Below are 20791 nucleotides of genomic sequence, written 5' to 3' on the forward strand. Positions count from 1 at the left end.
CAAACAAGACGCCAGCACGTGAAGGGGGAAGACGTACTCTGTTCTGTACGTTGACTCCCTGAACGACGCGACCTGCCTCGCGAAGCAGCTTCGGCAAGGCGGGGAACGACGCTGGCGCCCTGTTTCAACATCCTGTTACATGACGATACCGCCGCCGGCTTGTATCGTCTGTCCTGTCAGCCAGCGCCCGTCTTCGCTGACGATGAACGCCACCACATCAGCGATATCATTGGGAGTGCCGAGTCGCTTCAGGGGGGTCAATTGAAGACCGACCTGTCGGTACTCGTCGGTCATCATGCCGGTCTCCGTAAACCCAGGCGACACCGTATTGACGGTTACTCCTTTCGGAGCCAATTCCTGTGCAAGCCCTTTGCTGAATTGCTCCAGGGCCGCCTTACTCCCCAAATAGGCCGTCGCCCCTGGAAAGCTCAGATGCGTTCCACAGGTGGAAATATTCACGATCCGCCCGCCGTCTTTGAGCACTCGCGCCGCTTCCTGCATCGCAAAGTACGGCCCCTTCGCATTCAGAGCGATCACGCTCTCAAAGTCCTCCTCCGTCGTCTGTTCGAGGGGCTTGGGCATAAACTTGCCGGCGTTATTCACCAGAATATCCAGTTTGTTGAATTGCCGCACGGTATCAACCACAAGACGACGCGCATCGGCCACCTGGCCCATGTCGGCCTGGGTCGCAAGCGCTTTTCCTCCCTTGGCTTGAATCACCGTGACCACTTCCTTCGCCTTCTCCTCGCTCCGGTTGTAGTTCACTACGACAATGGCCCCTTCGTCCGCCAACCGTTCCGCAATGGCCCGACCAATCCCGCTGGACGCACCGGTCACAATCGCCACTTTCCCGCTCAACGATTTCATCGAATCAACTCCTCTGACTTCAATAGGGAATTCCCCATTGCCCGGAAAAGGTCCATTCTTCAATCGGACGGCGACTCCGCGGTTGAAGCTCCCGTTCTCGCAGTCGTTCGGGAAGGGCATCCGGATTCCCAGGATAGCCGATCGCAATGATCGCGACCGGCTCATACCCCGAAGGGATCTGCAGATCGGTTCGTGTTTTCTCCAGATCGAAGCCGGCCATCTGGCGAGCCATCAATCCGTGAACTGCCGCCTGCAGCACCAGATTCTGCGTGGCCAAGCCCGTATCATGAAACGCATGCCGATTCGGTCTCCCATTGTCCTGAAAATTCATGCTCGCGACTGAAAGCACCAAAACCGGCGCACGAAAGGCCCATCGGCGGTTGCCTTCCACGAGACAATCAAAGAGCCTGGTCCAATCCGTCTCCTGATCCTTCGTGGCCACGATAAATCGCCAAGGCTGTTCATTATTCGACGAAGGCGCCCATCGAGCCGCCTCGAACAATATTCGTAACAGATCGGTATCGACCAGCCGATCATCGAACGCGCGAGGGCTCCACCGACTGGCCAGTAATTCATGAATGGGGAGTTGGACTTGCCCCTGCTGATCCACGTTAAGACCCTTTGTGCTCATCGGCCGGCGGATTCTCAGGATTCCATCCGCCACCAAGTGCTTTATAGAGCTGCACGGTCGACGCCAATAGTAACCGGCGTGTACTCGTCAAGGCCAGCTCCGATTCGAAGAGATTTCGACGCGCCACCAGCACATCCAGATAGTTCGCCAACCCTCCCTTATAGCGAAGTTCCGCCAGCTTAAGGGCCGACTGTAATGCAGCCACCTGTTGCTGTTGCGCCTCACCCTGCACACGAGCCGTCCGCACGGCAACCAGCGCGTCTTCAACCTCCCGAAAAGCCGTCAAGATGGTCTGTTGATATTGCGCCAATGCCTCCTTGGCTTGCGCCTCGACGGCTTCCTGTTGAAAGCCCAAGACCTGCGCATTGAGCAACGGCGTCGCGATCGCGGCGCTGAACACGCCGAAGGAAGAGGGATCGGTAAACAGCAAGGAGAGAGAGGGATGCGCCACACCAAGTAAGCCGGTCAACGTAACCTTGGGGAATCGATCGGCTTTTGCGGCACCGATACGCGCCGTAGCCGCGGCTAACTGTTGCTCCGCCACCAAGATGTCGGGCCGTCGCTGGAGTAATTCAGAAGGCAGCCCGGCAGGTACAGCAGGAGGTACAATCTGCTCATCCAATGAACGGCCGCGGACGATGCTAAAGGGCTTCCGGCCCAACAAGACGCTCAAGTGATTTTCCGCTTGGATCATTTGCCGTTCAAGCTCTGCAGTCCGAGCCGCAGCGTTCGCGCGCTCCGCCTCAAACTGGTCCGCATCGAGTTTTGAGGTCATCCCCTGACGCAAACGAGCCTGCGCGATGCGCACCGATTCTTCCCACGACTGCAACGTTCGTTTCGCAACATCAAGCTGGAGATCAAACTGGAGCAGGTTGAAGTAGGCTTCCCCGACGGCGCTGACCAATTGAATGGTCACGGCGCGGCGGTTCTCCTCTTTGGACAAGAGCTCTGCTCGTGCGGCTTCATTCGTTCTTCGCACCCGCCCCCACAGATCAACCTCCCACGCCAGGTTTCCGAGCAGGTAATAGTTGAACGGACTGGCAAATCCGGGAAAGAGGAAGTTCGCCTTGCGTCCGGCCGGGAGACTGGAGGAGAACGAGATCCCGGGGAGATAGTCCGATCGGGCAACGAGCGCCCTGGCCCGGAACTCCTCGACGGTCGCCACGGCCCGCTGAAGATCCCGATTTTCCACGAGCGCCGTCCGAATGAGTTGTTGAAGCTGTTCATCGCGAAGGAGCTCCCACCAGGGCAAGTTTGCCAAGGACGGCAGTTCGGATGCACCCTCGGCCATTCGGAAGCGATCCTCCCCGTCAGCCGGAGGCCGCTTGTAATTGGGCCCCATTGAACAGGAGAGGAGCAGCAATGACAGTCCAACAATCGCAATTATGCGCACGTTAGGCCTTCCCCTCTGGTGACGATGACTCTGCAAGCTGGGTCTCCACGATACCGGTATGAGCTCTACCTTGAGTCCACTTCCGAATCAAGACATAGAATAGGGGAACAAAAAAGATGGCCAAGAACGTGGCTCCCAACATCCCACCCAACACACCGGTGCCGATCGACTGACGACTGGCCGCTCCTGCGCCACTGGCAATGACCATCGGAAACATACCAAAAATGAACGCCATTGAGGTCATGATAATCGGTCGGAAACGCAGCCGTGCTGCTTCGACGACTGCCTCAAGGAGAGGGCGCCCCGCCTCATATCGGGTATTCGCGAACTCCACGATCAGAATCGCGTTCTTGGCGGTGAGACCGATCAGTGTCACCAAACCGATCTGGAAATAGAGATCGTTTTCGAAACCACGAAGCCACACGGCCACCAGCGCGCCGAAGATCCCGAATGGAACGGCCAAAATCACCGCAAATGGCACGACCCAACTCTCGAACTGGGCCGCCAGAACCAGAAAGACCATCAACAATCCGATGACAAAGACCTGATTGGATTGTCCCCCGACCCGCCGCTCCTGGAAAGAAATATTGCTCCAATCGATGGCATACCCTTGAGGAACCAGCACCTCTTTCGCCACTCGCTCCAAGGCCTCCAACGCCTGGCCCGAGCTGAACCCGGGTGCAGCCGCCCCCAAGAGTAACGCCGTGTTGTACCCATTGAAGTGATTCACGGGATCCGGCCCGCTCTGGTATTCCGCCGTCACCAGCGTATCGAGCGGAATCATATTGACCCCGCGTGCACTCTGAGCCCTCACATAGATGTTCGACAGGTTCTGCGGTGTCGCACGAAACTCGGCATCGGCTTCCGTCTGCACATGATAGACACGACCGAACTTGATGAAATCGTTGATGTAAAAATTACCGAAGTACGCCTGGAGCGTATCAAAAATATCCGAAATCGGCACGCCCAACGCTTTTGCCCGCTCCCGATTTACATTGGCATAGAGCCTCGGTGAGGAGACGCGGAAATTAGTGCCGACCCGTCCGATCGCCGGCTCTTTCTGTGCCCGTTCGACGAACTGCTGCGCCACCATGGCGAATTTCTTGAAGTCGCCGCTGCTGGGATCTTGGATCTGAGCAGAGAACCCGCCGACAGAACCGACTCCACGAATAGCCGGTGCATTGAAGGCAAGGAGCAGGGCTTCCGGAATTTTTGCAAACTCTCCATACGCCGCACCGACCAACGCCTTCGCATGGTACTGAGGCTCAGGCCGTTCATCCCACAGTTGTAACGGGACAAACATGGTCGCAGAGTTTGGTCCTCTCGTCCCGAAGACGAAATTCTGACCAGTCAGTGCATCGGTGGAATGGACAGCCGGAATGGCTTGGAAAAATCGCTCCACCCGTTCGAGCACCGCAACCGTCCGCTGTTTCGAGGCTCCGTCAGGAAGTTGCGCGATCACGATGAAATAGCCTTGATCTTCCTCGGGCAGGAAGCTTTTCGGCAACTTCTCGAAGAGTCCGATCGAGGCGATCAGCAACAGGACGAAGACCGCCATGACACGAATCGGCCTCACGAGCAACGCACTCGTGGCGCGTGTGTAACCCTCCTGGGTCCGGCTGAACAAGCGATCGAACCAATCCCAAAATCCTCTCCGTCTCCCATGGTGGGGTGTCAGCACCACGCCGCACAGTGCAGGGCTCAGCGTCAGTGCGACAAATCCTGAGACCGTCACGGAAATGGCGATCGTCGCGGCAAACTGTTTGTAGAGAGCCCCGGTAATCCCGCCGATGAAACCGACCGGAGCAAAGACGGACACGAGCACCAACACAATAGCGATGATCGGCTCAGTCACCTCGTTCATCGCCCGCTTGGCCGCCTCTTTCGCCGTCAACCGGCCTTCCCGCATATGCCGTTCAACATTCTCCACGACGACAATCGCGTCATCCACCACGATCCCGATCGCCAACACCATTCCGAAGAGCGTGATCGTATTGATCGAGAACCCAAGGGCATAGAGACCAATAAACGTGCCGATCAGCGAGACAGGGACGGCCACTGTGGGAATAATGGTGGCCCGCCAAGTCTGGAGAAAGAGGTACACGACGAAAACAACCAGTACCATCGCTTCCAGCAACGTCTTAACTACTTCCTTAATCGAAATCTCAATAAACCGCGTGGTGTCATAAGGCGTGTCGTAGGACACACTGGGAGGGAAATTCTTAGCCAGTTCATCCATTTGAGCCCGTGTGCGCCGTACAGTATCAAGCGCATTGGCGCCGGGGGACAACATCGTGAGGATGAACGTGGTCGGTTTGCTGTTCCATCGACCTTCGAGGCCATAGGCCTGGGCTCCCAACTCAATACGGGCCACGTCCTTGAGGCGTACCGTCGAGCCATCGGGAAGGGCGCGCACAATCAGTTCTTCAAAATCCTTGACCTCGGTCAAGCGGCCCTTGGTAATGATGGGGATCGTCAGCTCCGTCCCCTTTGGAGCCGGTTCACGCCCGATCGTCCCCGCCGGATAATCACGATTCTGCTCGCGGATGATGGCCGTGATATCACTCGGGGTGAGATCCAGCTTGGCCATCAAGAGCGGGTTCAGGATGATCCGCATACTGTAATTTTGTTGACCAAACACCAGCGCATCCCCGACGCCCTTGACGCGCTTCAGGTCATCGACGATCCGGAGCGTGGCATAGTTCGAGAGAAAGACCGCATCGTGCCGAGGGTCAGTCGATTTGAGCGCCACCACCAACACCAGATCGGGGGACATCTTTTTGACCGAGATCCCTTGTCGGACGACCTCCGGAGGCAGCTGCGGTTCGGCGAGTTTCTCCCGATTTTGTGTCTGAACTTGTGCGATGTCGGGATTCGTACCGATTTCGAAGGTCAGCTTGATCGTGACGTGTCCGTCGTTACTGCTGGTCGATTCGTAGTACAGCAGATTATCGATACCCGGCAGGGTCACCTCGATCGGACGTGCGACGGCTTCCGCCGCGACTTCGGCGCTGGCACCGGGGTAATCGGCATCGATCTGGACCACCGGAGGAGTAATTTCTGGAAACTGCGCGATCGGCAGGAACTGCATGGCCAGCAATCCCATCACGACCACAACTATTGAGACCACCGAAGCAAAAATCGGCCGATCAATAAACGTATGCGAAATCACGGTTGATCCTTATTGAGGACGGGAAGGAGTTGAGTCCGTATTGGCGGCAACCCAAGGAACCGCAGTCACCGGTGCCCCAGGGCCGATCTGCATGATCCCATTGACGACCACCCGATCGCCGGTATTCAGGCCGTGATCAATGAGCCACTGATTCCCCTTCCAATCCGATGCCACGACGTCTCGAATCTCGATCTTTTCTTCACGGTTGACCACGAACACAAACGGACCCTGCGGCCCCTGCAACACCGATCGCTGTGGGATGAGGACCGCGTTCGTTTTCGTATCGCCCGTGAATCGGACTTTGACAAATTGCCCCGGCAGAATGATCCGATCGGGATTCGGAAAGGTGATCCGCGTTTGGCGCGTGCTCGTTTCCGCCCGCAAACCCGGCTCCAGGAGATCGAGCACGCCTTCCTGGGGATAGACCGTCCCATCCATGAGCGTGAGCCGCCCTCGCAATTGATAGTCTCCCGGATGCGTAATTCGCTTCGCTTCAATGTCCCGTCGACGTTTCAGAATGAACGTCTCCGGCACATTCACGACCACGTACATGGGATCGACCCGATGGATCGTGGTCAAGAGATCGGTCTGCGCTGAGACCAACCGCCCTTCATAGTACCGGCTGCGTTCGATAATGCCGCTGATCGGCGCAGTGATGAGTGTGTTGTCCAAGTCAAATTGGGCCTTGATGAGGTCAGCCTTCGCCCCTTCCAGGGCCGCATGGGCGGATAACTCTTGCGCGATCGCATCATCGACATCCTTTTGGCTCACCGCCTGCTCCGCCAGCAGAGGCTTCACCCGGGCCAGATCCTGCCGAGCCTGGACGACGCGAGCCTCCGCCTGTGCGATCTTGGCCTTGGCACTGGCAACTGCCGCCCGAAAGGGCACCGGGTCGATTTGATACAACCGCTCCCCCTTCTTCACATCACGCCCTTCGGGATAGAGCACCGCCTTCAAAATTCCCGTGACTTGGGATCGGATCTCAACCGGACGGGAGGCTTCTGCTCGACCGATAAACTCCGGTTCATCGGGAACAACTTGGGTTTGAACCGTGACGACTTCTACTTGAGGCATCGGCTGCGCCGGCATTGAACCGGCCTCCTGTTTACAGCCAGTCGACAACGCGATCACCGCAAAGACAAGACAGGAGGAGAGTTGTGGTATGATCCGACGCTCTATCTGCATGTTCCCTACCTTATACTTCATTCCGTAACAGTTTCTCGGAAGGACAAACGAAGCATTCTACCCAGAGCCTTGTAACGGCGGCAAGCCCAAGCCAGACAAGCCTCAGCGCCGATCGCCAGCATGACAAAGAACCCGGCATCACAATCCTGCTGCACAATCACGACAACCTCTTGCTCCCGTGCGGCCCTCCGCACGCAGTCCGACCGACCTTCGTAATGTCCTCGACCAGGCAGCGGATCAAGCAGCCGGAGGCCTGCAGTTCCACTCCCTGCTGCCACAACTGAGCCAAGAGCGTCTTGCCCTCAGCATCAACAAATGTCACACCGGTTAAATCAATCATGGTACAGCGCTGCTGAGTTCCAAGTACTCGTGGGCAATAGGTCCTGAGCTCCTCGACCCAAGGACCAGCAAGACGCCCTTCCAGAACAAGCGACATGTCTTCTCTCGCCGGATCTAGTTGGCTTGTGATCTTGAGCACAGTCTACCGACTCCCATTCACCAGGCCCGCTACTCCTCGAGGTCCGCACCTCAAGACTGGTTTCACTCATGCCGTATCGCAACTTATGTTCCAGCGACGGACAGGGCAGTGGCTTAAGCGAAGTCATTGAATACAATGAGCACCATCTCTCAGATAGGCACATGACCACGTGAGACCATGATGAATGCTGCCGTCCAACCGGCACCGTGCCGACGTATCGGCACCAGTCCCCTTCGCACATCGCTCAACGAAGTTCCTAGCCAACTCGAGATGGGTATTTAGCATAGCCCCCTCCACACCTCATGGTTCGCACCTCTCACTCCACAGGCGAACGACGCTTCACGAGCTACGCTTCACTCATGTACAGCCTCCTGCTAATCCAGCGTCTGTCGATACCGCTTCACTCCAATCACCAACACGACGACGGCGAACAGCGCGATCTGCCAAAGTTGCAACACCGCCTCTTCGACCCCGTTCCCCTTCAACATGATCCCCCTGACGATTCGTAGAAAATGCGTCAGCGGCAGCATCTCGCCGATCGATTGCGCCCATTGAGGCATGCCCCTGAACGGGAACATGAATCCGGATAACAGGAGCGAGGGCAAAAAGAAAAAGAACGAGAGCTGCATGGCCTGCAACTGGTTCTGTGCCAAGGTGGAAAACGTGATCCCCATCGCCAAATTGGCCACGATAAAGATGAGTGCCGCCAGGAACAGCATTGGAATATTGCCGTACACCGGCACACCGAATAGGAAATGAGCCGCCAGGAGAATGAGGATGACCTGGATATACCCGATGAGGATATAGGGCAACACTTTGCCGATCATGACCTCAAACGGTTTCGTGGGCATCGACAAAAGATTCTCCATCGTCCCACGTTCCCGCTCACGAGTGATGGCCAGACCGGTGATCATCACCATCGTCATGGTCAGCACCACTCCCATCAGCCCAGGCACGATGTTGTATTGCGTGATGGCTTCCGGGTTATAGCGGGCATGAACACGCAGCTCGATTGGATCCTGGCCTCCAACCAGATGCTCGAGTGGCCCCCGCAGATCCTGCTGAAGGGCCTTTGCCATCAAAACCCGTAGTGAACCGATGGCATTGCTTGTTGCGGCTGGATCGGTCGCATCAGCTTCGACGAGTATCGCTGGTCGCTCGCCCCGAAGTAGATCACGCGAGAAGTTCGGGGGGATATTGATCACGAACTGTGCTTCCCCTCGCGACAACACATCTTCAGCTTCCTGCTCAGTCGTGACCTCCCGAACAAACTCGAAGTAGGTGCTGTTGCGAATCGCCTGCAAAAGAGTTCGCCCTTGGGCGCCATAGTCAGCCAGCAACACCGCCGTCGGCAGATGTTTCGGATCGGCGTTGATCGCGAAGCCGAAGAGGACAAGCTGGATTAATGGCACCCCAATCATCATCCCGAATGTGATGCGATCGCGGCGCATTTGAATGAATTCCTTCACCACGATGGCCCAGAATCGGGAGAGTGCGAATGGCACATGGATCTTCATGATGCGAAATTGTCCGACGACTGTTCCATCAGGTGGATGAACACATCTTCAAGCCCTGTGTCGACCCGATGCCACACATAGGGACCGGTGCGAAATGCAGCCAGTGCCGTTTCCAGCGCAACCGGATCGGCACCACTCACATGGAGCCGATCTCCGAACGCCACCGCCTGTTGCACCGCCGGCTGTCGACGGAGCTCCACCGCGAGTTGATGGAGATGTGGACCGCTGACCGACCAGGTCGTCAGCCGTGCCTGTTGAATCACATCGGAAACGGTCCCATTGGCGAGCAACTTGCCGTACGAAATATAGGCCAGCCGATGGCAACGCTCGGCTTCATCCATGTAATGGGTGGTAATCAGAAACGTCAGTCCATCTGCAGCCAACTCATGGATCTGTTCCCAGAATTCTCGTCTGGCTTTCGGGTCGACCCCCGCAGTCGGTTCATCGAGCAACAACAGTCGTGGTTGATGGATCAAGCAGGCAGCCAGTGCAAGCCGCTGCTTCCACCCACCCGAGAGTTGACCGGCCAGCTGCTCTCGACGACCGGCCAATCCCAACCGTTCAAGACTTCGTGCCACCGCAGCACGTCGATCAGGAATTCCGAACATGCGTGCCACGAAGTCCAGATTCTCCTCAATGCTCAGATCCTCGTAGAAACTGAACCGCTGAGTCATGTAGCCCACAGCGGCCTTAATGGCATCGCTCTGACGAATGACGTCATGGCCTAGACAGGTCCCGCTGCCTTCGTCCGCTCGGAGAAGCCCGCAGAGCATCCGAATAAATGTCGTCTTACCGCTGCCGTTCGGACCGAGAAATCCGTAAATCTCCCCGCGACGTACTTGCAGCCCAATGTGATCGACCACGGTGCGCCTCCCGAACCGCTTGGTCATCCCGCTCACATCAATGGCCAATTCCTGTCTCTCGACGACAGCGGTCATTGAATCCCCCTGAATTGCACGTCCACCGGCTGACCTGGATGTAACTTCACTGCAACAGTCTGCTCGAATAGCACTTCGACCATAAAAACTAGCTTGTCACGACTACCCTGGCTATAGAGCATCGGCGGCGTATATTCCGCTTTCGGCGAAATGTAACTGACCTTTCCTGGAAGGGAGCCCTGCATTCCATCTACCATCACCTGCACTGCATCATCGAGCCTGATCGCGCCAAGTCTCAGTTGAGACACAAAGACTCGCACCTTGATATGGTCAGGAGGCAGCAGCACGACGACAGGTCGGCCTGCCGGCACCCATTCACCCTCCCGATACAACGTGTCAAAGACTAACCCAGTCTTGGGTGCAAGCTGACGCTTTTGTGCAAGATCCCACTCTGCCTTGGCGAGTACTGCCTCCTTTGCTCGAACCTCCGCTTCGGCCGCAGTGACTTGATCCGTGCGAGAACCCAACAGTGCTGTATTTAAATCCGCTTCAAGCTGGGAGACTCTCTGCTGGTTTTGATCCCGCGCTGATCTGGCCCGGTCCACCTCAACCTCCACCGCCGCACCAGGTACGGCTGCAAGCCCTTCCTGACGAGCCACTTCACGGAGCGACAGCTGCAATGCTGCTTGCGCTTGCTGGAGCTGTGCCCGAAGAGAAGCAATCTCGGAGGGTCGTTTCCCCTTTCTCCGATCTTCCAGATTCGCTCGGGCTTGGCTCAATTTCCGTTCCGCTTCATCTCTTGCTGCTTTCTCTGAGATGTGCTCGAGAGCGAACAGCGCATCACCAGCCGCCACCTCTGTTCCTCGCCGCACTGATAGAGTGGCTAGAGCTCCGCCGTAGGGTGACGCCACATAGACATACTCCCCTTCGACATAGCCCTGAACCAGATCAACGGGGGCCTTGTCGCAGCCGGTCAGGACACTGAACATGAGAAAGACCAGTGTCCTGGAAAGAAGCCGACCAGAAAGCTTTTGACTCATCACGTCACGGCCTTTGCAGTGCCCCTTCCAGGACAAGTCGAATGATCGATGAATAACCCTGTTCCACCGTGAGCCCCAACTCCACTAGTTTGGTTGGATTCATGATGGATTGGACGGCACCCAGCAAGATTTCGATGATAAGGTGAGTCGGGATGTCACTCCTGATCGCGCCACTTTTTTTGCCGTCTTCGAACAGTCCACCGAAGTACCGTCGGATCAGCCCGCGGCGTTTCTGCTCAACCAACTGAAACAGTTCCGGGGATTCGCGCCCAATGTCGCGCACAAATGCCGGTTGAATTTCTGCCGTATGTCGCTGTACGCAGTCGAGGAGCTGATGGAGTGCGCTTCCGACATTGGCAGCTTGAACCTTCGCCACCTGCTCAAGATCCCGTTCAACCTCTTTGAATTTGTCCTTCAACACGGCCTCAATCAGAGCGGTCTTGCTCGGAAACGCCACATAGAGCGTCTTCTTACTCATACCCAATTCAGCTGCGAGGTCATCCATGCTCACAGAGCGAAATCCGTGGACAAGAAATTGGCGACGCGCCACGGCGACCACTCTTCGAACAGCAGCCTGATCGAGTGATGGCTCTTGCGATTTTGGCTTTCGGGTCGGCATAGGAGAACTGAGATACCTGAGAAACTTTTACCGTACTACCAGTTTCCTTGCTAGCTTGTCAAATCATTCGCCATGAAGACTATGACCACTACGGTCTGGTGAGGGAATGCTCTATGGGATGATTGAGGGGTTTACAAAGAAGGTCTATGTGGGGTCATTTCAAAAAATGGATTCTGTGTGCCTTAAGATCGTGATAACCTTCTGGATTGTCAGAATTCTTATGCGTGTGGTTCCTCCATTATTTTCGATGGGCTCATCTCGCTTGATGCAAAAGCATTGTTTTTTTCGGAGACGAACCGTAGATCACCTAAAAACCTAAAATCACCCCTCATTAACGCGAAACAGACTTTTGAAACACGCAAGCCCCAATGTTTAAGCGACTTCCGAGGATGTTGCAAATTTACCTTTTTTTTGAAACACTCACGGGTACATCGCCGCATGAAAACGCCGCACGCCCTTAATGCTTTTCTCACGGCGGCGGGCCTCCGCAATATCATAGTTGGACTGCATCCGCATGAGCGTGTCCATTTTCACACCGAAGGCCTTTTCGATCCGCAAGGCCATATCGCCGGTCAGGTCGGCCTTGCCGTTCAATACATTCGAGAGGGCAGGACGTGACACGTCCAGCACAACGGCGGCGGCGGTGACAGACAAGCCCGCTGGTTGAATAATCTCAGTACGGATAAAATCGCCCGGGTGCGGCGGGTTTTTCATCGTCATGGTCATCCCCTTTCAGTGATAATCCTCTAAATTCACGTCATAGATTTCTTGCTCTACTGCATCCACTCGGAACGTCAAGCGGCGGTTGCGCGTCACGCTCAAGCTGACCGTGCCCTTTCGGTCGCCGGTCAACGTGTGCGGTTTCCATGCAGTGAGGGCGCGGACTTCGTCGGCGCTGCCCATTGCCTCCAGAAACGCGACCATCTTCCGCAGCTTGTCTACGGTCTCGGGCGGCACGCCCTTGGCGTTGCCTTCCAAGTACAGCCGTTGCAGACCTTTATGCAGAAAGTTCCGTATCTTCACCGGAAGACTGTATCTTGTAACGTAACACTTGTCAAAAAGAAGCTGCCCGCCTTATACGCCTCTGGAGTCCGACCTTGAATGGTACATACCGCATGAAGACAGACCCGGTTTTGCCGGCCAACACTCTCTCTGGCTCAACCACACCGAGAAAATCACTGAAGGCCGGCGCTACTCAGGACGGGTGATGCCGAATTTCTGCATCTTGGATTGGAGCGTGGTGCGTTTCACGCCCAAACGAGCGGCGGCTCCGGCGGCGCCCCCAACGACCCACTTCGTTTCTTGCAGAGCACGCAAGATATGGTCACGTTCGGCCTCTTCAAGGGCCGTCATGGAAAAGCTCGTTGAGTCACTCGTCGTCTGCAGCTCACTGATTGGGACTTGTAGGTCGGTTCCTTGCGTGAGGATGACCGACCGTTCCACGAGGTTTTCCAACTCACGGACATTGCCTGGCCAGGCATAGTGAGACAAGATCTCCAGCGTCTTGGCAGGCACGGCCTGAATGTTCTTTTTCATTCGGCCCGCATAGTGCTGCGTGAAATACCGGACCAGGGTTGGAATGTCTTCCCGTCGCTCACGTAACGGCGGCACGGTCACCGGAAACACATTCAGCCGATAGTAGAGGTCGCTGCGAAACTGCTTCGCCTCCACCATAGCTCTGAGATCCCGGTTCGTCGCCGCAATTAGCCGCACGTTCACCCGGATCGTCTTGGTACTCCCCAAGCGCTCAAATTCCTGCTCCTGCAACACGCGAAGCAATTTCGATTGCAGCTCCAGCGGGATTTCCCCCACTTCATCGAGGAAGATCGTGCCTTTATCGGCCAGCTCAAATCGTCCGGCTTTCTGCATGATGGCGCCGGTAAAAGCCCCTCGCTCATGCCCGAACAGCTCGCTCTCCAGAAGCCCAGTAGGAATCGCCGCACAATTCAGCTTCACGAACGTCCGTTCGTTACGTCCACTGAGTCGATGGATGGCCCTGGCAATGAGCTCCTTCCCGGTGCCGGTTTCGCCTTGAATCAAGACCGTCGAATCGGTCGGCGCCACAACCTCTACTTGTTTGAGGACCTGCTTGAGGGCATCACTGTCGCCGATGATGTCCTCAAATCCGTGCTCAAGCCGAAGTTCCTCTTCCAGATACAGTTTTTCCTTCGCTAGTTTGTCCTTAAGTTGAGCGATCTCTTGAAACGCCAGCGCATTCTCCACGGCGACGGCGACCGGATTTGCCACTTGTTGAAGGAACTCCAGGTCTGCTTCGCTATAAGCCTCTTTCTCCAAACTCACAAATCCCATCGCCCCCAACCGACGTGCTCCCGTGGTCAGCGGCACGAAGCAGAATGAGCGGGACTCATCTTCCTGCATACAACGGAGAACCTTGGGCCATCGCGTTTCAGCGGAGACATCCGGGACCAGCACAGACTGTTGGGTCTGCCAGACCAATCCAGCCGGCGTCTCATCAAGAGACTCCTCATGCCCGCCGACCAGATCGGCCGGCACATTGGCCTGAACGGTGTGCAACCGCATCATGTTCTTGATGGGATCATACAAGGAGAGCCCGACGAAATTGACTCGCACCACGCGAGGCAGGCGCTGGGCAATCTCCCGAAAGAGTTCGTCGAGATCTCGATGCGCTGAAATAGCCTGCGCGACTTCCAGCAGGGCTTGATACCGTTCTGCTAACGTTTCACAAGGAGAGATGGGCGATCGGTCCATAGGTAGAGCAGTATGAACCATCGCCCTTGGACTGCTCAAGAGGTGACCACCACCATGGCATCACCTGGCGATGAAGACCACTATTGCTCTGTAATCAGCGCCGGCGATGCCGGTCCTATTGCTCGCTATTCGACCATCTCCGCGTCTTCTGCCCCTCTTTGCCGTCGGCTCAATCAACATATATGTCTCACTAATCACAGAAGACAGCCACAGCAAATCTCTGCTACTTCGTTAGTAATGGCCTCATGCTTAGTGTATGGATCCCTCAGGGCAAGGCCACCGTGAGATTCGGCCAGTATGCATAGCCAACGGCCCGCGCATTGCTTGCCTCAAGCTTCTCGAAGACAATTCGGCTGAAAAATGGAGTTGTTCCCGAGATTCCGCTGAATCCACCTGCCCCGCCTGTAAACGTAAACTGGCCCTCACACTCCATAAGCCCCCCTGCACATTTCCACTCAGCGTAACCCACGTCTTTGCCATCGTGGGCAAGAATCGTGCAGAGCCCGAAATAGGTTCTGCGATCATTCGTTTTGTTGAGGGTGACGCGAATCGGACACTCGAGTTGGGCCGTGTGGACAATCCCACCAACCGCCCCATTCGAATGGCGGACAATCATCACACCTTTGACGATGGCGTTGATGACCTGTCCCCCATCCGGGAGATTATGGACCTCTCCGCTGCCCATCCAGCTCGTACTCGCAAATCCAGCCTCAAGATTCTTCGCCGAGGCCAAAGCATCTTTGCTTCCAGCAAGACCAACCACCATGCCTATCACGACGATAAAGTTACATATGATCTTCATAACAGCTCCTTTCAGTTTGACTGATGTGTTCAACCACACACTTCGGGTTCGCTATACGACAATGTCTGTCCCCCACGGGTTATCCACGAGGAACAACCACTTCCCATTGGACTGTCGACGCAGGATGCTAGATGATCGCCCACCGAGTTGCACGGCAGCTCCCGCTGGATTGATTCCGTTGATGCTCCAGCGGGCACAGTACTGCGCGACATCGCCTGCCTGCACGATCCGCTGCGTTTCGATGGTGAGCGTCGGTTTCAGCGCCATGAATCCTTCCAAAGCTTGACGGATCCCAGCGGTTCCGCTGACGACAACGCCAGGTTTCATCACGAACGAGGCACCAGGCTCAAACAAAGTCATGGCTGTTTCCAGATCCTGTGCATTCATCGCGATGACAAGTTGTGTAATCACATTGAGCGGGCTCGACGTTTCCATGCATCCTCCTTCCTTCATATCTCTTCACGACGTTCCATCATTTCTGTACCCTCTCCCATCCAAACCCTATCGCCGTCGAAAGATGGCATAGAAGGCTGGGACTTTGACCACTTCACCAGTTGGGAGACTGTGCACGGTGCGTATATGACTCGGGCCCTGGCCAAGCAGCCTAAATCGATCGGAGGGAAACAGCGAGTCCAGGTTATTGTCGTGCAGCATTCCTGGCGTAATCTGATGTTGAAATACCCGCGCCAGACCGGGAGGTGGCCCATACTCCGCAATCAGCTTCGCGAAGAAAGGCTCTGCCGCGGATGAGAGTTCGACCAAATACAGAATTCCTTTCTTTCCCAGCAACCGCTCGATCGACTGAACGGCTGTCGCATGGTCCGTCGGAGACAGTTGATGCAACACTGCCCTCATGTAGACGTTGGCATCACCGATTTCGTCGTAGAGGTGTTGTGCATCATCAGGTCGCAGCACATCGAGAACACGGTACGTGACGTTGGCTGCTCCATTCGTCCGTTCAGCCAGTTGGACGGCAGCATGGGCAATCTCTGCGCCAATGACTTTGGCGAAATGATTGGCCAGATATCGTGTTTGCGTACCGTTTCCGCACCCGAGATCAATCAACGGGAGTTGTGAATTTGCATAGGCCTTGAATAACGCTAAGTCTTGTTGGGCGGCATGAGTCGGATCGGCATCCCAAAAGATTTCTCCCGGTGCCCCAGTCGTCGCACTCCAAAAATTCTCCCACGATGTTGCGTAACGATTAGCTGATGTCATCACCATCTCCTTTATGGATGTCACGAGTTATCCAACCACGGGCTATCCCGCATACACGAGTCCGCTTAGACCCCAACCATGATTACCTCCTGCTCCAGAGGCATGAAGGCCTCGGCTGGCAAAATATTGTATCGTCTGCGGAGTTCCACAACCTGTTCACCCATCACCGGCCAGTAGTCCCAGCCGTCGTTCAGGTCCACCGTCATTGCCGCGCCTCGGCGAATGGCGATCATCGCCTTCAACGGATCGAACTTTCCCATCCGTGCCTTGGTGATAGGAGTCATGCGGATGCCCACATGAAATTGCAGCAGGACAAAGAACACGAACATCCACGGCTCGCGGCGTTGGAAGCCTGCGCTGAAGCAGGCGACCTGGACTTCTTCTTCCGGAGCCGTTCCGTAACCGGACAAGACATGAGCACAGTCATGAAAGAGGATCTGTTCTGGTGCGCCACCCTTTTGACCGGGAAGCGCAAAGCTGTTTGCATGCCAATATTCCCAAAGGGAACGACCCAAGGAACCAGGCGGATAATGTTCCAACCCCTGGTAGCGAGCTGCTAATTCCTTGTTTTTATACCGTCCCATCATCCCCCGAACAAACTTGTAGAGCCCTCTGATTCCCTCCTTGTTCCAGGCCTCGATCGCCTTTTGCCGCAACCAGAACCGGCGCACCAGATCAAGGCGAAGCTGGAGAATTTCTCCCTTCAGGACATGCCGCAGGTTCTTCACCTCAGGGGCATCAACCTCCAGTGCTTGTGCAAATTGTTCAACAAGATCTGTTTCTTTTTGGCCGGCCTTTCCATCGATCAAGGTCATGATCACGAGCCCTTGCACGAGCTGCCTCCTGAGCTGCGGATCGGGAAACGATCGGGCCAACTCTCCAGGCGTGATAGGAACAAGGCGCTCCAGGTCATGTGTCGTGCCGAATATTTGCTGGATGGATTCCAACATGTGATGCTCGGAGGCATCGAGCGCCCCATCAGCCATGGCAACAGTCTTCATGGCCCGCAATCCCAAATAAGCTTGTTCCGAATTCGGCAGTTTAAGTTCCATCATAACCCTCCATAAGGTGTGATCTGTTCTCTCCATTCGATCGGTTGAACGGACAACCGTTTCATTTAGCTCCTACGCTGAATTTGATTCACTGAGGGGATCTGTGGCTCTACACAGTCTGATGCACCACGTAAGACACAAAGTCGGTAGACAGACAGGTCCGCCCAAAATTCAAGCCTGTTCTTAACGCGGCCCCACGGATTGAAAACCTTTCCATCGACAAAGAGATCTTGCCGGCCCACGCGCCAGTCGACGCCGGCAACAAGAAGTTCACCTGTCTGGGCATCACAGATCGTGAACTCAGCCGCGACCTCTCCAGTAAATGGAGGATTTCCGGCGAGGGTATAAACCGTGGCAACTGCCTGTAGCTCGCGGGCCACGCGGGCCCATATAGCCGGCACCGTCGAACGCTCCTCCATATGCCTGATCGCCACCTGAATGAGCAGTGTCCCTGTCATCGGCCTTTCGACCATGTTGTAATCCTTTGACAGTTTGAGATGGAGGTCGTCTTCAAACGAGCCGGCAAGCAGGAGAAGATCACGGCGCTCTTGGACACGGAGTTTGGACAACAATCCTTCTCGAATAGTCACAGGCTGTAACAGGACGGTGTTGTACGCTGACCAGTTGACTGTCGGATAACGGTACCCTTGTGATCCTCCACCTTCATGATCGGTCTGGGGTGCGGCCTGAGAGTCGGTCGTGAACCCCAACAGTTGAACGTTTCTCGCTTGCTCAGTTGACACGCAGCCGCTGAATAAGCCTGCCATCGCAATCACCAGTACGACTTGGATGCGTACCATGATGACTATTCCTTCCAGGGTTTGATTGTGACGGGTACTGGTCATCAACTATTGTCCGTTCTCTTACCGGCGTCTCTGAATTCCAACCATTATGCTCCTGCACATCACACGGTATGGGTATCGCACAGAGTGTGCCGATGCTGACGACTCTGCACCACTCGCTGAAGGCTATTGATAAAACAATGGATTGTTAGACTGAACGGAGATCGTGGCTACATGAGGAGGGCTTCACTGACGAACGTATTTGCCTAACCGTCGGCAAGTGCCGAAGCAATCGGCATCAAACGGGGCGGGCGATACCGAGCCGCTGCATCTTGGACTGGAGGGTCGTTCGTTTCATGCCGAGCTGGGCTGCCGCGCCGGTCGGACCGCCGATCACCCACTTGGTTGATTTGAGGATTCTCAAGATGTGTTCCCGCTCCGTTTCCTCCAATGTTGCGGGAGGTGGAATCCCGTCTCCGGTGCGCTGTTTCAGTTCGGCCAGTGGGACATAGAGTGCTGTACCTTGTGTGAGAATAACGGCCCGCTCGATTAAGTTTTCCAGCTCACGAATGTTTCCCGGCCAGCTGTAACGGGACAACGCCGTGAGGGTCTCGGTGGGAATCGTGTCGATGGTCTTATCCATGCGGCGTGCTAACTGTTGAGCGAAATACCGAACGAGAAGAGGAATATCCTGACGTCGGTCTCGCAGCGCTGGCACGGTGAGCGGAAACACATTCAACCGATAATACAGGTCGCTCCGAAAGAGCTTATTCTCCACCATATCTGCAAGGTCCCGATTCGTAGCCGCGAGGAGCCGTACACTGACCTTGATGGTTCTCGTACTACCGAGTCGTTCGAACTCCTGTTCCTGAAGCACGCGAAGCAACTTGGACTGGAGTTCAAGGGGAATATCGCCCACCTCGTCGAGGAAGAGGGTGCCTCCATCTGCCAGCTCGAACCGTCCCACTTTGGTGGCAATCGCTCCAGTAAAGGCCCCCCGCTCATGACCAAACAACTCGCTCTCAAGCAGTCCTGTGGGGATCGCAGCACAGTTCAGTTTCACAAAGGTCCGTTCGCGGCGCTTGCTTCGGTCGTGGATGGCGCGGGCCAGCAGCTCTTTCCCTGTGCCCGTCTCGCCAAGAATCAGTACCGTCGAGTCCGTGGGCGCAACGATGTCGACCTGCTTCAGAACCTTCTTAATCGAGGAGCTCTCCCCGATAATTTCCTCAAAGTTCAACTCGCTCCGGATTTCGCCTTCGAGATAGAGCTTTTCTTTGTTCAATTTGTCTTTCAGAGTTGCGATTTCCTGATAGGCAAGTACATTCTCGACCGCAATGGCGATTTGCTTGCCGCATTGGCTGAGCAGCACGGCATCCGCCTCACCGAACGCATTTTCATGTGCACTCACGACACTCAGCGCCCCGACGGTACGGTTGTGTGTGATCAGGGGGACAGCACAGCCCGATCTCACGCCATTCCGAACCGCGTGCAGGACCCAGGGGGAAGAAAATCGCGTCAAATCAACAACGGGACCAACCAACACCGGTTGCCGTGAGGCAATGGCCTGCCCTTCGGGTGTATCGTGCAGCGAAATGAGTACGCCCTCTTCAAAGGGAACCGTGCCGAACATGTGCAAATCCAGGGCATGAAGGCGAAGTTGATCGCCTCCTGGCTCATGAAGTGTCAACAGTGCCGCATCATGAGGAATGACGGGACGCAGGCTGAAAGAAATAGCCTTGAGGAGGTCACGCAGACCGAGGTGCGACACCACGGCATTATTGATCTCCAGCATCAAACGCTCGCGCTCATACTGACGCCGCATCTCCTTCTCAGCCTGATGCACACGCTCGAAGTTCAGCGTGTTCTCCACCGCGACTGCCACTTGCTTCGCGACCTGTTGGAGAAAGTCGATCTCGGCTTGTCCGTAGTAATGGGCTTCCAGACTTCCGACGCCTATCGCACCCAGCTGCTCACGCGCTGATGTCAGAGGAACTATGCACAATGACCAAATACCCGCCTGGCGAATCATCGGCATCACTTTGGGAAATCGCGTCTCTTGGTCGAGGTTGTGACAGATCAAGGGCTGTTGATGCTGCCACACCCAACCGCCTGGAACGTCTTCGACGGGAAATTCGAGACCGGGTGACACCGGCATGGGCCGCGGGTCTTCCAGCACATGCAGGCGCATGACATTCTTGCTCGGATCATGCAGCGCCAGCACGATGGATGAGAACTTGAGCACGCGGGGAAGGCGTTGGGCGAGAGCACGGAACAATTCAGTCAGATCATGGTGCGCCGCAATGGCTTCGGATACCTCCAGCAGGGCGCGATACTGTTCAGCCAGGGGATCGGCCTCAGACATCACATCTCTCCCCGAAGCGACGGGGCAGAATTATATACTTCTCTCAGCTACCTCTTCCAACCGAC

The 20791-nt window shown here is 55.8% G+C and carries 19 protein-coding genes; all 19 read right to left on the reverse strand.

All coding sequences use genetic code 11. The features are described 5' to 3' along the window. Positions 1-135: 135 nt before the first annotated feature. On the reverse strand, positions 136-867 hold the full coding sequence (locus tag ACMTNU_RS02255; protein ID WP_413933573.1) for an SDR family NAD(P)-dependent oxidoreductase: 732 nt from the start codon (positions 865-867) through the stop codon (positions 136-138). A 19-nt stretch (positions 868-886) separates the two neighbouring features. Next, positions 887-1498 (reverse strand): nitroreductase family protein, encoded by a 612-nt coding sequence (locus tag ACMTNU_RS02260; protein ID WP_413933574.1) that lies wholly within the window; start codon positions 1496-1498, stop codon positions 887-889. Beyond that, complete coding sequence (locus ACMTNU_RS02265) at positions 1479-2891, reverse strand: efflux transporter outer membrane subunit (protein WP_413933575.1); 1413 nt, start codon at positions 2889-2891, stop codon at positions 1479-1481. Before ACMTNU_RS02265 ends, ACMTNU_RS02260 begins: the two co-directional genes overlap by 20 nt. 1 nt (position 2892) lies before the next feature. Next, the gene (locus ACMTNU_RS02270; protein WP_413933576.1) at positions 2893-6063 is read right to left on the reverse strand and encodes a multidrug efflux RND transporter permease subunit; all 3171 of its coding nucleotides are present in this window, start codon (positions 6061-6063) and stop codon (positions 2893-2895) included. Positions 6064-6072: 9 nt separating this feature from the next. Then, positions 6073-7248, reverse strand: coding sequence for an efflux RND transporter periplasmic adaptor subunit (locus tag ACMTNU_RS02275; RefSeq protein WP_413933577.1), 1176 nt, complete (start codon positions 7246-7248; stop codon positions 6073-6075). Positions 7249-7405: 157 nt separating this feature from the next. Beyond that, positions 7406-7726, reverse strand: a complete 321-nt coding sequence (locus ACMTNU_RS02280; RefSeq protein WP_413933578.1) for a hypothetical protein — start codon at positions 7724-7726, stop codon at positions 7406-7408. A gap of 374 nt (positions 7727-8100) precedes the next feature. Further along, complete coding sequence (locus ACMTNU_RS02285; RefSeq protein ID WP_413933579.1) at positions 8101-9243, reverse strand: ABC transporter permease; 1143 nt, start codon at positions 9241-9243, stop codon at positions 8101-8103. After that, positions 9240-10181 carry an ABC transporter ATP-binding protein gene (locus ACMTNU_RS02290; RefSeq protein WP_413933580.1) on the reverse strand — a complete coding sequence of 314 codons (942 nt, stop codon included), beginning with the start codon at positions 10179-10181 and terminating at the stop codon, positions 9240-9242. The genes ACMTNU_RS02285 and ACMTNU_RS02290 overlap by 4 nt, the downstream gene beginning before the upstream one ends. Continuing rightward, positions 10178-11161, reverse strand: a complete 984-nt coding sequence (locus tag ACMTNU_RS02295) for an HlyD family secretion protein (protein WP_413933581.1) — start codon at positions 11159-11161, stop codon at positions 10178-10180. Before ACMTNU_RS02295 ends, ACMTNU_RS02290 begins: the two co-directional genes overlap by 4 nt. Positions 11162-11165: 4 nt before the next feature. Beyond that, positions 11166-11780, reverse strand: a complete 615-nt coding sequence (locus tag ACMTNU_RS02300; RefSeq protein WP_413933582.1) for a TetR/AcrR family transcriptional regulator — start codon at positions 11778-11780, stop codon at positions 11166-11168. Between the two features lie 420 nt (positions 11781-12200). Further along, entirely contained in the window at positions 12201-12500 is a 300-nt protein-coding gene (locus ACMTNU_RS02305) for a HigA family addiction module antitoxin (protein ID WP_413933583.1), read from the reverse strand. 12 nt (positions 12501-12512) lie between these two features. Then, positions 12513-12803 carry a type II toxin-antitoxin system RelE/ParE family toxin gene (locus tag ACMTNU_RS02310; protein WP_413933584.1) on the reverse strand — a complete coding sequence of 97 codons (291 nt, stop codon included), beginning with the start codon at positions 12801-12803 and terminating at the stop codon, positions 12513-12515. A gap of 168 nt (positions 12804-12971) precedes the next feature. Next, on the reverse strand, positions 12972-14531 hold the full coding sequence (locus ACMTNU_RS02315; protein ID WP_413933585.1) for a sigma 54-interacting transcriptional regulator: 1560 nt from the start codon (positions 14529-14531) through the stop codon (positions 12972-12974). Between the two features lie 244 nt (positions 14532-14775). After that, a complete protein-coding gene (locus ACMTNU_RS02320; RefSeq protein WP_413933586.1) occupies positions 14776-15312 on the reverse strand; it encodes a hypothetical protein in 537 nt (178 codons plus the stop codon). A 51-nt stretch (positions 15313-15363) separates the two neighbouring features. Beyond that, positions 15364-15747 carry a YybH family protein gene (locus ACMTNU_RS02325; RefSeq protein WP_413933587.1) on the reverse strand — a complete coding sequence of 128 codons (384 nt, stop codon included), beginning with the start codon at positions 15745-15747 and terminating at the stop codon, positions 15364-15366. A gap of 66 nt (positions 15748-15813) precedes the next feature. Next, positions 15814-16530: a class I SAM-dependent methyltransferase gene (locus ACMTNU_RS02330; protein WP_413933588.1), complete on the reverse strand. Its 717-nt coding sequence runs from the start codon at positions 16528-16530 to the stop codon at positions 15814-15816. 65 nt (positions 16531-16595) lie between these two features. Next, complete coding sequence (locus ACMTNU_RS02335) at positions 16596-17585, reverse strand: hypothetical protein (protein ID WP_413933589.1); 990 nt, start codon at positions 17583-17585, stop codon at positions 16596-16598. A gap of 62 nt (positions 17586-17647) precedes the next feature. Beyond that, a complete protein-coding gene (locus ACMTNU_RS02340) occupies positions 17648-18382 on the reverse strand; it encodes a DUF3313 domain-containing protein (protein WP_413933590.1) in 735 nt (244 codons plus the stop codon). 280 nt (positions 18383-18662) lie between these two features. Next, positions 18663-20726, reverse strand: coding sequence for a sigma 54-interacting transcriptional regulator (locus tag ACMTNU_RS02345; RefSeq protein ID WP_413933591.1), 2064 nt, complete (start codon positions 20724-20726; stop codon positions 18663-18665). Between the last annotated feature and the right edge of the window lie 65 nt (positions 20727-20791).

Origin of the sequence: Nitrospira sp. BLG_1, assembly GCF_047338595.1 — a bacterium.
Lineage (GTDB): Bacteria > Nitrospirota > Nitrospiria > Nitrospirales > Nitrospiraceae > Nitrospira_D.